Origin of the sequence: Rhizobium sp. Pop5 (genome assembly GCF_024721175.1) — a bacterium.
Lineage (GTDB): Bacteria > Pseudomonadota > Alphaproteobacteria > Rhizobiales > Rhizobiaceae > Rhizobium.
In genome coordinates this window covers 826,265-839,964 of record NZ_CP099402.1, presented here as the reverse complement: position 1 = coordinate 839,964, position 13,700 = coordinate 826,265, and the positions used below count along the sequence as shown (strand labels likewise).

At 59.6% G+C, this 13,700-nt stretch carries 10 protein-coding genes; 3 read left to right on the top strand and 7 right to left on the bottom strand.

The window, feature by feature from the left end:
• Nucleotides 1-103: 103 nt before the first annotated feature.
• Entirely contained in the window at nt 104-2,476 is a 2,373-nt protein-coding gene (locus NE852_RS32000; protein WP_037174289.1) for a hypothetical protein, read from the bottom strand.
• A gap of 240 nt (nt 2,477-2,716) precedes the next feature.
• Between NE852_RS32000 and NE852_RS31995 the strand changes: the two genes are divergently transcribed.
• Entirely contained in the window at nt 2,717-3,898 is a 1,182-nt protein-coding gene (locus NE852_RS31995; RefSeq protein WP_008532933.1) for a Fic family protein, read from the top strand.
• A 62-nt stretch (nt 3,899-3,960) separates the two neighbouring features.
• On the opposite strand, the gene NE852_RS31990 is transcribed toward NE852_RS31995, so the two are convergent.
• The 6 genes from NE852_RS31990 to NE852_RS31965 form a co-directional block, all read right to left on the bottom strand.
• On the bottom strand, nt 3,961-4,299 hold the full coding sequence (locus NE852_RS31990; RefSeq protein WP_008532934.1) for a DUF2147 domain-containing protein: 339 nt from the start codon (nt 4,297-4,299) through the stop codon (nt 3,961-3,963).
• A 160-nt stretch (nt 4,300-4,459) separates the two neighbouring features.
• Nucleotides 4,460-4,855, bottom strand: coding sequence for a hypothetical protein (locus NE852_RS31985; RefSeq protein WP_008532935.1), 396 nt, complete (start codon nt 4,853-4,855; stop codon nt 4,460-4,462).
• A gap of 55 nt (nt 4,856-4,910) precedes the next feature.
• Nucleotides 4,911-5,705 (bottom strand): transporter, encoded by a 795-nt coding sequence (locus tag NE852_RS31980; RefSeq protein WP_245270714.1) that lies wholly within the window; start codon nt 5,703-5,705, stop codon nt 4,911-4,913.
• A gap of 54 nt (nt 5,706-5,759) precedes the next feature.
• Nucleotides 5,760-6,548 (bottom strand): hypothetical protein, encoded by a 789-nt coding sequence (locus NE852_RS31975; protein WP_037174305.1) that lies wholly within the window; start codon nt 6,546-6,548, stop codon nt 5,760-5,762.
• 119 nt (nt 6,549-6,667) lie between these two features.
• A complete protein-coding gene (locus tag NE852_RS31970; protein WP_037174308.1) occupies nt 6,668-7,897 on the bottom strand; it encodes an alpha/beta hydrolase in 1,230 nt (409 codons plus the stop codon).
• A gap of 212 nt (nt 7,898-8,109) precedes the next feature.
• On the bottom strand, nt 8,110-9,921 hold the full coding sequence (locus NE852_RS31965) for an adenylate cyclase (protein WP_037174294.1): 1,812 nt from the start codon (nt 9,919-9,921) through the stop codon (nt 8,110-8,112).
• Nucleotides 9,922-10,194: 273 nt separating this feature from the next.
• Here NE852_RS31965 and NE852_RS31960 point away from each other — a divergent pair, with 273 nt between their 5' ends.
• Both NE852_RS31960 and NE852_RS31955 read left to right on the top strand, forming a co-directional pair.
• A complete protein-coding gene (locus tag NE852_RS31960) occupies nt 10,195-12,435 on the top strand; it encodes a DUF3604 domain-containing protein (protein ID WP_258157060.1) in 2,241 nt (746 codons plus the stop codon).
• Nucleotides 12,436-12,511: 76 nt separating this feature from the next.
• Nucleotides 12,512-13,693, top strand: coding sequence for a hypothetical protein (locus NE852_RS31955; protein WP_008532942.1), 1,182 nt, complete (start codon nt 12,512-12,514; stop codon nt 13,691-13,693).
• The last annotated feature ends 7 nt before the right edge of the window (nt 13,694-13,700 follow it).

Below are 13,700 nucleotides of genomic sequence, written 5' to 3'. Positions count from 1 at the left end.
TCTATGCTGAGGATAGTCGGGTCGCTGGTTCGTATCGGTTCAAGGCGGAGACGAGGACGCTCGGCCCAGATGCAACATGTACTGAGTATCCGAGCCGAGCATCTCATTCGATTTTTGCAGCTTCCCAAACCTGATTGAGGATCTTGGCGGCCAGTGCGGCCTTGTCTTGCGGTAGGAAGCGACCGTAGTGCTGCTGAACGACATCGGGCGTATCCTGAATTGCGTAGCTCGCCTGCTCGTAGGATCCGGTCTGCTTCAAAATATGCGTCGCGAGAATGTCCCGCAGGTTATGCGGTCCATGCGGCAACAAGCCCTTGATGGCACCCCGCCCAGTGTAGGGGTTATAAATTCCATAGCGTTGGGTGACGGTCCTCCAAGCCTCGTAGAATGTGGTCGAGTTGTAAGCGGCGTCGATGCTTGTGTTCTTCACTGTCTTGACGAACAGGGTTCCGGGATCTTTGGCTCCTGCAAGGAGGACCCCACGATGACGGTCAATATAGGCATCGAGATATTCGTAGAGGTCGAGCAGGTCCGGCAGGATCAGCCGAAACGGTTTCTGTCCAAAGAAGGATGAACCGGAGTTTTTGAATGCGACCGACGGGATAAGGACCTCCCACCCATGGTCGCGATCGCTCCAGCGCAGCTCACCGCATTTCATGTTCTCAAGCTGGCGTTCTGACGTCGGATAGTGTCCACGGGGGCATACTCGAAGTTGGCGGAGGTTCTTTTGTCTGAGCCCAAGGTGCAGGCCAAGCCGAAGCAATAGGAATGACCTAACGGCCTCGGCGGCCGGTCGTGGATATCTGTTTCCATCCGGCATACGTCTCACGATCTCGTCCGTGATCTTGCGATACTCCGCCAGCGGACTGTCCGCTTCAAGTACACACATGATCGGTTCAAATGGATCGCGATGCACGCGCATCACTCGCTGGATCTCCTTGGAACGGTTAGCGGCATGCCGGTGAAACGCATCACAGGCGCCATGCCAGTCGCGAGCCGCGAAGTCGATTTCTTCCTGCTCGATCAAACCCGCGATGGGCCTGACATTCCGAAGCAGCTCCGGATGCTGCCGGATCCAACCGACATCAGCGCGAGATAGGGCTTGGGCGACCATCAGCATGTCTTCTTCCCACTTGGTGTAGAAGCCACGTCGCTGTTCCCGCCACTGCAGATACCAGTCCCAAACACCGGGGAAGACGAGAAGGCCGAAGCTCAACTGACTGACCGGCACACCGAAACCCTTCACGACCCCGTTTGGCGAGGCAGCCAGCGCACCAAACATCAAGCCGAGGTGCTCAATCTTCTGGGAAGCCGTTTCTTCACCCCAGACGCCATTTCGCTGAAAGCCAATCGCCGTCAGCGTCGAAGTCTTGAAGCGGATGAGATCAGCCATTTCCATGGCAAGCCTCGGCGGCGCATCGACAACGCCGGAGAGCAGATCCGGATCATTAAGTTCTGCCGCGACATTCTGATTGGCGCCGGCCGCGGAGACCAACGATCGAGAGAAACGGAAGCTGCTGCCATAAGTGATGCCAGGAAAGCGGATGGCATAACGCTGCTTACTGGCTGCCGCCTGATAGCGGCGATATTCCGTAGAGCCGGAAATTATGACGCGGCGCACCCAATCGAGTATCTCTTCCCGTCTGGAGTAGGGCAAACTGCTGAAATCATCCGGAAGATGCATTGAGATCCTTCGCCGCTCAGCCGGGCTGATGTCGCCGAGATCGTGACCATAAAGCGAACGCGCTTGATACGGCAGCTTCTCTTTGAAATATCCCTCCGAAAGTCGATAGCGTCGCTCGATGCGGCGGAGGATATTGAAACTGGCAACAGATCGGGGCACGCGCTCCCCCTGGATCCAGGATAGCAGCGTCTTATTGTCGAAGGTCTCGTTCAGATAAAGAACGGCGCGGTAAAGCTGCCAATAAGTGTCGCCGAACCGACGCATATGATAGACCAGTGCATCCTGAAAGCTCACTGGATTTTCTGTCGCTTCGAACAGTGGTTCCGGGAAATGGCTAATCGGTTTTGGAGCTGGCCCACGTGGCGCAGATGCAGACGGGGCAAAGGTGCCGTCGGCCGTCGCACGTTGAGGCTTTCTGGTTGAGGGGACGGACGCTGCCTTTCTGGCCGGCGCCATTTTTTCCGGGCGAGCCCTCGGCTTCGGTGGCCGTTGTTCTTCGACTGCTGGTGGTCGGTCGAGCCATCGGATGATTGCGTCCAAGCCCGGTCGGAGCTGCTTTTTCAGTTCTACCGTCAGCTCAGCTTCGATACCACAGGCGTGGCCTATCGCCGTCCAGTCGATATGACCATTCAGGAGCGGGGGTGGTTTCCGGTAGATAATCAAACTGATGAGATAGGGCCGAATATTCTCCAGTACCCGCCTGGATGCGATCGGCGCGATACGCAACTCGCAGAATTCGGATATCTTTCGTTGAAAATGGCGTGATGAAATGTCGTTTTTGCTCATGCTCATTCCGTTTCTCTCGGCGCCAATGCCGAGGGCGAGCGGGAATATGAGGTGAGCTTTAAGAAACGATGTATCGGGCGTGTCACTTCTAATGGCGCCCGTTCATCGTATTAGGCGCCGATGTCGCCTGGATCAAAGCTCAGGAGTTCAATGTCGGTGCGTTAATTAAGCGCGCTTATCTAAGCCTGTCGATTAATTAAATGAAATGCGTCTTGCTTAAATAAGGGGCGCGGCTGATATTTGGTTATGTCTGATTCCGAATCCAAAAACCGCCTGGGTCGTTTCGTCGAGACGGCCGCCGCCAGTGAAAGAGTGCGGGCGTTCGTGCCCCCGCCATTGCCGCCAGAGCCGGCGATTGATGTGCTTTCATTGCTAGAGCGCCTCAGCTTGGCTGAGCGCGCGCTAGGACGCTTGGATGGTATCACAATGCTGCTGCCGAGACAGGAGCTGTTTCTTTATATGTATGTGAGAAAGGAAGCCGTTCTTTCCTCGCAGATTGAAGGCACGCAGTCGACGCTTTCTGATCTCTTGCGGTTTGAGACCGAAGCTCAAGCCGGGCAGCCGGTTGATGATATCCGTGAAGTATCCAACTATGTTGACGCCATGATGTATGGTTTAGAGCGGCTGGAAACGCTGCCCATGTCGTTGCGTCTGATCCGTGAGATGCATGCCAGGCTCCTACACAGTGGGCGGGGAGGCACCAAGGATCCTGGAGAGTTCCGCCGCTCGCAAAATTGGATTGGTGGCACGCGCCCCGGTAACGCACTCTTTGTACCGCCACCCGTCACTGAAATGGCCGGTTGCCTGGATGCGTTCGAGCGCTTCATGCATGACGACCAATCGCGGTTACCGGCGCTAATCAAAGCTGGCCTGCTGCATGTGCAGTTTGAAACGATCCATCCGTTTCTCGATGGCAATGGTCGCATCGGCCGTCTGCTTGTAACCCTATATCTTTGCATGCACGGGGTTTTGCGAAAGCCGCTGCTCTACCTCAGCCTCTATCTAAAGTCCCATCGGAGAGAATATTATCGGTTATTGCAAGAGGTCCGTGAGCATGGAAACTGGGAAGCTTGGCTTGACTTTTTCCTGGCCGGCGTTGCCGACACTGCCAATCAAGCGTTTGAGGCTGCGACCCAGATCGTCAATCTTTTCAAGGAAGATCGGGAGCGGATCACGATGGAGAGCGATAGAGCAGGGTCGGCCCTTCGTATTCACGAGCTTTTCCAGCAGAATCCTTTTCACACAGCGAACCAGATTGTTCAGATCACGGGTCTTTCCGCACCAACGGTTAATGCCGCACTTGCTGATCTAGAGCGATTGGGTATCGTTGATGAGGTTACCGGCCGCAAGCGTGGCCGCGTGTTCAGCTACCAACGATATCTTGCAATCCTGAACGAAGGCACCGATCCCTTGCCTCTCAATTCATGACGAATAGATGGGCCGAAGGTTCGATTTTCATCAACGCGAGCACATCGGATATTGTGTCGGTCTTAGAGGCGTGGCCAAGTCTGCGATTCACAGACGACCTTCAGGACGCAGCCCTTCAGCTTCAAGGCATTGCCTGAGACCGTCACGGAGCCGTCGTAGGTCTTGTTGGCGTCGGGATCGGTGATCCGGCCTTCGTAGCTGCCGTCCCTGCCTTTGAAGGAGCCGATCTGCTTACCTGCGTGCTTGCCGGACTTGAGCGTGATGCAGTAGCCGCCGCCGCAGGACGTGATCGCGGCGGTATCTCCAAGCTCCGTTTTCCAGTTTCCGATGATCGGATCTTCTGCATGGGCGATGGTGGGGATGGCCGCGAGTGCGGCAATGACGATGGACATGCGCTTCATGGCGTTTCCTTCCGCGGTTGAAGATCAATCGACTTCGATGTCGAGCTCGTCTCTGTCCGGTGTTCGCTCCTAACCCCGACGGCGAGGCCGGGGCGCTCCAGTTCGGTGGTGAAGCAGAAACCCGCCCGCTAAGTCTTCATTGGGGCTTCGCCCCGTCGCACTACGAGGGGCATACGTCCCAGAAGCCGGTCGTCTTGGCAGGAGTGGTGTAGTACCAGCAATATCCTGGCTTGGGAGGCGTGCCCGCTACCGAGGCCGCTGCCGCCCCCGCGATGAAACCGATGGCGGCGCCTGCAGCGATCGCGCCGCCTGGCCTCCAGTAGCGACGGGGAGCGACGACCACGACGCCACGCGGTACTGGACGATAGGCAGGAGCTGTTCGTGCCCCGGCAGCGCAACCGCGTGGTCCGCAGGCCGCCGCAGCGCAGCCTCTAGGTCCGCACGCGGCCGCCGCCCGTCTCGCCTCCGCGGGCGAGGGGCCGAGTATTGGAGCAGAGACGAGCGTTAAAATCGATATCGTCGCGAGCATGCTGGCGGCCGATTTGAGAAAGTTCATCAGTGATCTCCCTTATGGACTCGCTGGTAATCGACCGCCTTGGCGACCGCAGGACCTATTTCGGAAACAGGAACGTGAGCGCTACCCGGAAGCCCAGTCCATCGGGTCCGTTGTCCGGCGCGTCCGCCCAGTAACGAATGCCCGCCGTGAGGCTGATCGGCTGTTTGTCGACTGTGATCAGCTTGGCGACGGTGAAGTTGATCGGGACTGACCAGTCGTTCGCCTCCCAGTTATAGGTGGATTCCGTGTTCAGCGAGAACGTCCAGGCGTCCTTGGTGGTGTAGGAGACGAACGGCTGGAGAAACGTCGAACTGACGTCCGGCCGATCGCTCTGACCCGCGAACGACCAGATGTGGTTCCCGAGCATCCCGAACGTCCATGGTCCCTCCTGCTTAAGGACGACCGCCGTCGGTCCCGCGCCCCATTTGCCGGTCCCGAGGAGCTCGTCGGTCGCCGTAGGAATGAGGAACACCGGGCCTGCGCCCCAGATGATGCCGCCTTCCGTCGGTTTCGAAGGCGAAAAGAAGAAGCTCTGGGTGATGTCGCCCAGGCCGAACTGCGTTCCGGACGGCCCGGCAATGTCGTTCTGCCACGTGACCGGCAGGATCGTGCGCGAGATGACGTTCCAATCCTCGTTGATTGCGAACGGAATGACGGGCTGGATGTTCAGCGTCGCCTTGTCGCCATCGTCCGGGCCGTAGCCATGATCATAGTTGAACTGGAAGGGAACGCTGATCAGAGAGGCGATCGGATTGGAGAGCTTCTTCGCCAGGTCTTCGTTCGACTGGGCATGGACAACTCCTGCTCCCAGCCCGAGCGCGAGGATAGCAACCACCGTCCGATAGGTCATGCCTTTCATTGCGCTACCCCCATTAACGAACCCAGATGTCACGCAGACTGCGGCCTAGAAGTGAAACGCCACGCCGATGATCGGTCCTTGCTCGACGACGTCGAAGACGAACCCGTCGTTATCGTAGTTCACACCGACCGCGCGGTAGCCGGCGACGGCCGAGATCGTGTCGGTGAACTTGTAGCCAAGCGCCAGGGAGACGTCCCAGTCGACATCGGCGCCGCCGCCGCCGACCAGGCCCCAGCCGGTCACGTAGACTTCGGGCGTGAAGAAGTAATTTCCCCGAACACCGACGAGGGCGTCGACCCAGGTCGCACCGTCGTCCGCTTCACGCCCGCCGAGCAGCCCCCCGTTGAAGCTGATGGTCGTGTCGACCGACCAGACGCGGACGCCGCCGACGATGTCGAGATGTCCTGACTGGTTCTCGAGTACCGAATATCCGGCCCCGAGCAATCCGGCGAAGGTCTTCGAGGTTACGTCGACACTGTCGGCCAGAATGCCCCTTCTCGTGTTCGCGTCTGCTCCGAGCTTGGTGTACATGATGTCGGCAAAGATGCTGAAACGGTCGTACCGAGCTTCGCCAGCCGCCATGAAGGCGAAGTCGAGGTTGTCCAATATGTCGCCGAAGTCGGAGTCGATGTGAACTTCCGGCAAACCAAATTGCGCCATGTCTCCGGAGAGCCCCGCGGCCCAGAAGTAGGGCGCGACCGTATACGTCCAGCCGCTTTCGCTCTGGACCACCTTGGCCTCCGGAATCCCCGGCGCGATATCCGCCGTATAGGCCGAAGATGCGACACCTAGCCCGACGCACAAGGCGGCGGCCTGCAACCATAGAACTCGCATGTATCCCCTCATTTGCCTGAGACGGAATTGCGCCGAATCGCCGTCTTCATCCCCATTGAAATCATGCTGTAAAAAGCGCGCCATGACCATGTATGTTACCGTATCCTCTGTCCGCGATATCATCGTTTGCAGTTCGGCGTCGGTCGCGTTCCATCGCAACTCCCGGAGGCGGCCGACCGTGTCGTGTTTGCACCCGCCAGGCTTCCGACTTGGGTCGCGTAGTTGTCGCGCGTGTCCTGATCAACCACGGCAACTGGCGCGGCCAGCACCAGCCCCGCAACGTTGCCCGCCGCGGTCGCAGCTCCGGTGGTCGCCACCAGGATCTGATCGCCAAGCCCGACGTGGCTGTCGGTCAGCGTCTGCCCCTCGGAGATGCGCTGGCCGATGAGCTGGACGATCTGCGGCGACTCCGCAAACTTGCCGTGGTTCATGCTGTCGCCGGATTTGATCTTGGTCAGATCGATGACCATGATCTTGTTGTCTTCCAGTTCCTTCTTGTAGGGCGCCTGCTCCGGGTCGATGGCACCAAGCCTGGAGACGTCGCCCCAGACACGGCGCGAAAATGCCAGTGCTTTGTCGTCACGCGAAACGAAGAGCGTGAACTGTGGGTGCTGCTTGCCCATGTCGACGATCTGCTGGCTGAAGACATCGACATCGACGTCGGGTGCCGCGAGCATCACGTTCTTGAACTTCGCGGGCAGACGTCCGTTCCTGATCGCCATTTGACGCAAGGATTCCAGCGCCAGCCAGTTGCCCATCGAATGGGCAAGGATCGACACCTCCTTCACCTCGGGATCTTTCGCGAGATATTGGAAGAGCGTCTCCAGCGCGTTGCGTGTGTAGTTGGTGCTCTCACGGTCGTAGCCGTAGGCCAGCAGGCTGCCGCGCGACGGCCACGTCACCAGGACGGGCGCGCTATGGACGCCGGAATCGTGGACGATTTGGGCGAAGCGGTAGACCGCATCCTCGAACCGATTGTTGAAGCCGTGAATAAAGACGAGCACGCTGCCGTCCGGCGTCTTCCGGACGCTTGCGCTCAGCCATTTCTTGGCTTCTCCGACATCGAGGTCGTCGGCCTTGACGGTGGCGAAATCGGTCGCCGGATTGGGCGGCAATCTCTTCGGCCAGGCGACTTGTCCTTCCTTGCGCACCTTGCTCGGTGGAATGGATATCGTCATGTCGGCGAAGGCGGGGGTTCGCGAGCGTTCGCCATTGAACATTTCACCCGGCACAGTCGAACGGGTGCGGGTCGTGGCGATCAGCATGTCCACCTTCGGCGACTGCGGAGACGTGTCGGTCACCGGGGTGAGCACGTTCTTCGGATGCCCACCACATCCTTGAAGCAGCACCAACACGACACCTACGACGAACCAACGAAACCAGCTCTTCGGAGCCGACTCCACCCCATCATCAATGCTGCCCACCGATCGCCCTCAATTGAACCCCAGCACATCCGAAGCCAAAAAACCGCTCCGGGCAAGAAAACTATCTCCCGAAGGCACGGAACGCCCGTAACTTCTGGTATGTTCTGTGCTGCGACGGCGATCTTTGGGATCACAGTCTAGGGCACGGAAACCGGCGGCCCTTTTCTCGGCAAGACCATCGACGCCTCGACTTCATCCACCGCAGGCAGACCGGCCTTCCTGATGTCTGCGATCAATCTCGCCCGGTCCGCGGGCTGGAAGTTGCGCGATTTCAGCTCGGCGACGATGTTCGGAATGAAATCAGGACGCATTTCGTTGAACCGTCTAGCCTCGCGCCTCGCGTCGTCCATCATGTCCGCGTCCACGTAGATGACCGCCGCAACCGCATGATACAGCGGGAACTTCTGCAGGTCCGCCCGACTGATCTCGATGAGCGCCGTCCTTTTGTCATGAAGCATGTACGCTGCAAAGCCGCGCATTCCGTGATAGTAGCCCCCGGCAGCCGGATTGAGCTCGATCGCGCGATCCAGTAGAGCTGCCCCTCGCTCCCACTGCCCGCTCTGGGCTACACGCGTGCCGAACTCGCCCAGAAGTTCAGTATCGTTTGGATTGGTTTCCAACGCCTGTTCGCCGACCTTCAACGCCTCGGCGACCTGCTGGTTGAAGAACAGCGCGGTCATCAGAGCCTGTAGCGCACGCGTGTTGCCCGCGTCCAGTTGAACTGCGCGCCGAGCGGCGCTTAGGCTGCGCTCGACCGCCGCCGGCGTGCCGGACCTTGTATTGAACCGAAACCGTTCCTCGTCGAGATAGATGATCGAGAGCATTGCCCATGCAGTTGAGAAGGACGGATATCGCTCCACAGCGTGCTCGAGACAGTTCCGTACGTTCGCATGCTGGTCTACCGTCAACCGCGCACGATAGGCGTAGAAGCCCAGCGTGCAGGTGTACACTCCAACATCGTCAGGAGGCGGATTGACGGCATCCGCCTGGGCCATGATTCCATAGGGTTGCGCGACTGCAGTCGCAACCTTGTTCGCCACGTCGGACTGAATGCTGAACAAGTCGCGGATGTGAGTGTCATCGTCGTAGGTAGCGGACCAGAGGATCTTGTCGGTCTCGGTCTCGACCAGGCGTGCTGTCACCCGCACGCGATTGCCTGAAACACGCACGCCGCCCGCGAGCAGAAACCGGGCACCAAGTTTCCCTCGCACCTGCGAGGCAGGAACGCCCGGCGGCAGCGATCTGGATGTCTCCCGTCCGAACACGTGCACCTCCTTGAAGCGAGGAAGCACTGTCAGCAATTCTTCGGTCAGGCCGACCGAGTAGAGTTCCGATTGTGGCCCGTCACCGAGATCGGCAAACGGAGCGACGATGAGCGTGGGGCCTTCCTGAAATGCCGACACTTTCGGCCGGCCTGGAAGCAGGTGAGCGAACAGGCCGATCGCGACAACGCCGACGCCGAGCGTGACGCCAACTCCAAAACTGAGCGGCATCAGGCGCCGCAGCCCGAAGCTCGACCGTCGAGGGATGTGTGTATCGACATCGTGGGCGACGGCGTCGTCCGCCGTTTCATTCCAGACGAAGGAGGGCGCGTAACCACCTTTCGGGATGTCGATCCTTACGGGATCGTGCTGCCCCGCTATCAGATAGTAGCGTTCTAGCACACGCCGGAGACGTCCGGCCTCTATCCGAACGACCGGATCGTCCTGTTTGAAAGCTTCGCTGCGCTTGAAGACTTCGACGGCGATCGTGTAGCCTTTGATGCGCTCTGCACGGCCAGCAAGCGCTTCTTCCGTCACGTAGGTCAGGAATGCGGCGCTGCGACCGACACGGGGGAATTCGGGACTGGCGATGATGCGGTCGAGTTGAGAACGGATATCACCCGGAGCCGGCTCAGGCCGAGACAGAGACGGCGCATCCTCGCCCCCCGATGGCAACTTGTTCTGCACGGCCTGCACCTCACCCGCTCTTGAGGGTCGTCGCTGATGCAACGCATATTACCGTTTGCGAATGCAACCTAGCGCAGAACCTGATCGTCGTCCATAAGAGAATGGTCTAGTGGCAGGCGGACTTCTCTTGCGTCGCGATACTATGCCATCGGGGAGTCTGACCGTAAGATACTGTAACATACTTGCGCTTCCCGGTCGTTCGAAGACGATCCCGGCCGAGGGCGAAGCCTCTGTTCACTGCCGACGTTCAACGAGCCACAGGGATAAAGGTCGATGCGCAGGACACCTATGAGAGCAATCCTCTTCAGCTCCACCATTCTCGCCTTCGCCGCGTCGGCGTCGGCGCAGGAAAGGCAAGCATTCTTTGGCGAAACGCACGTGCACACGGGCTGGTCGTTCGACGCCTACATCTTCGGCAACACGAAGACCACGCCCGCCGATGCCTATAGGTATGCCAAAGGAGAGCCGATAAAGCATCCGCTCGGCTATGACATCAGGATCGAGACGCCGCTCGACTGGATGGGTGTCACCGACCATTCCGAATATGTCGGAACCGTCGCCCTTGCCAACACGCCAGGTTCTGCAATCAGCAAGCTTCCGATCGCGCAGAAGCTGATCGTCAAGGACCCGGCCGATATCACACGCATCTACCTCTGGCTCGGAGGCACGATCGTCGACAAGGACCCGATCAAGGAACTGATATCCCCGCAGGTCGCCGGCTCCGTCTGGAAACAGAACAACGACATGGCTGATCAGGCGAACGAGCCTGGCAAGTTCACCGCCTTCTGCTCGTATGAATGGACTTCGACGCCGAACAACCGCAACATGCACCGCAACGTCTTCTTCCGCGACTGCGCCAAGGTCCCGGAAGTACCCTACAGTTCGATTGATTCAAGCGACCCGTCGGATCTTTGGAACTGGATGGATGGCCAGCGCAAGGCAGGCAACGACCTTCTGGCGATCTCGCATAATGCCAATCTTTCTGACGGCCAAATGTTTCCTACCGACATCGACGAGAAGGGCCGACCCATCGACGCCGCCTGGGCGGCGTCGCGAGACCGTAACGAGCGCCTGAGCGAAATCAAGCAGATCAAGGGCGCGTCCGAGACCCATCCGGTCCTGTCTCCCAACGACGAGTTCGCCAACTTTGAAATCCTCACCTACCTCCTCGGCGATCCCGCCGGCCGCTTCCCGAGCGTCCCCGGCAGCTACATACGCCAAGCGCTCAAGGACGGCCTCTCGATGGCGGAGGCGAAGGGATTCAATCCCTATAAGACGGGTTTCGTCGGCGGTTCGGATTCGCACAATACGGGCGTGCCCTATCGCCAGGACAATTTCTACGGCGGCCACGTGCGCAACGACGGCGACATCAAGCAGCGAATGTCGGGCTACGTTTTCGCGGGGCTCGACGTCAGGCTTGAGAATCCCGCGGGTCTCACGGGTGTCTGGGCCGAGGAAAACACCCGCGCTTCGCTCTTCGACGCCATGCAGCGCAAGGAAACGTTCGCGACCAGCGGTCCGCACATCAAGGTGAGGTTCTTCGGAAGCCCTGCCGCGCAGGATGTCGCCAAAGCCGACTGGATCAAGACGGCCTATGCCAGCGGTGTGCCGATGGGCGGCGACCTGCCGCCTCTCGGAGAGGCAAAGGCGCCTTCGTTCGCCGTCTGGGCGGTGAAGGATCCGACCTCCGGAAATCTCGACCGCATCCAGATCGTCAAGGGCTGGTCGAAGCACGGCCAAAGCTTTGAGAAGGTCTACGACGTCGCCTGGGCCGGAAACCGCACGCCCGATGAATTCACCGGCATCGTTCCGCCGATCGGCAGCACCGTGAACATCTCCGACGCCAGTTACACCAATTCCATTGGTGCGGTCGAACTGAAGGGCTCGTGGACGGACCCCGAATTCGATCCGAGCCTGGATGCCTTCTACTATCTACGCACCCTCGAGATCCCGACTCCACGCTGGACCACTATTCAGGCGAAGGAACTGGGCATTGCGCCTCCCGACAATGTCGCAGCGACCGTTCAGGAACGCGCGTGGAGTTCGCCAATCTGGTATACCCCGACCCAACAACTGCGTGCTGCCGCCGATAAGGGCACGACCGTGGCCGATCTAAAGCAGCAAGGTGCTACGGCGCTTGATACCAAAGCACTCACTGACCTCGTCGTCGGCAAGTCGAGCTGGGTCCGCAACAACGTCACGGGTGAAGTCTTCAACATCGCCTGGACCACGTCTGGCCAGCGGCTCGTCAACAACGTCAACGGCTCGATCCCGAAGCCCAGCGAGATCGGGGACGTGTTGCATGGAGGCCTGACGGGGCAGGGCACCGCCTACGCCATCAAGGATGGTGCGATCGTCACCACCCTCAACAACGCCCCGTACGAGGCAACCGTCTACAAGCTCGGCGACAAGTACTACGCGGCGCGTAGCAACGAGTTCGGCTTCGCGAACTACGAAGTCGTTCCGACGCCGCAGATGCTCGATCCTGTGCAGCAGCAGAAAGCGCCTTTCTGAGCGGAAACCTTCGTTGACCGCGGCCGACCGCAGTCGGCTGCGGTTGGACGGTTGGCTGGAGGTAATGGAGAATCCCATGGTCACAAAAGCATCCGTCCGCCTGCTTTTGAGCATCGTAAGTGTGATCCTGGCGTTCGCCGGGGATGCGCAGGCCTGTGCCATCTGCTTCCGGGGGCTGGCGGTCACGCCCGGCCAGAAGCTCGACGCCGCAGATCAGGCGGTGTTAGCCGCTCCCGTGGATGGGCAAGGACAGTTCCGTGTCATGGAAATCGTCAAGGGGAACGGCGCTGTCGGCGACGTCGTCGTGCAGCCCGGACTGTCGACCCCAGTCGCCGAGGCTGTGATATCCGTGGACGGTCTGACTGTCGGCGACGGAGAGGCGGCGAAACTCGACGAGAAGCCCTTGCTTCTCCTCCACGACACGGTTTCGGAGAAATGGACAAGTTTGGGTGCAATGCCGATCGACTTTGCCGGGTGGCTACGACAACTCGCGCAGACGAAGCAGAGCGCAGAGACGCCGACAAGAATTTGGCCGCAACTGACCCTCACTTCCTCATATCTGACCGACGCCGAATGGGGCGAACGGATTGTCGTCATCGCGCCGCAACTTCAAAGCCCTGAACCTTTGGTGGCGGAAATCGCTTATGGCGAGCTGTCGCGCGCGCCCTACGGCGTCACACGGCTGCTCAAGTCGCAGCTCGAGCCTGCCAAACTCGTGGCATGGACGAACGATCCGACATTGGCCTCCCGACGTCCGGCCTACACGTTGCTGCTGGGGATCGCAGGCGGCCCCGACACGGCCGTCGCGCTTGAACAGCAAATCGACACGGCGTTGACGACACGGGACGCGACCAACCTTTCGGCCTTGCTGGCGGCGGATCTGGAATTGCGTGGCGCAGGCCGCGTCGACTGGCTGGAGACGACCTTCTTCGCGGATCGCCAGCGGACCTTGCCGGAAATCCAGGCGGCTCTTCTCGCACTAAGCGTCCATGGCGGAGCCGATGGTAGCATTCCCCGCCGGCGGGTGATCGAGGCCTATCGCTACTTCATCAAGGCCCGCAAGCCGATGGCAGGATTCGTCGCCATGGAACTGGCGGATTGGGAGGCCTGGGATGCGACCGCGGATTATGTCGATATCATCAGATCGAAGGCGGTCCGCGATCCCGCAGAGCAGTTCGCGATACTCAGCTATCTCAAACGCAGTCCGCTGACCACTGCTCAGGCAGCTTTAGGTCCTTCCGCCGATCAACGGCAATAGGAGTGTT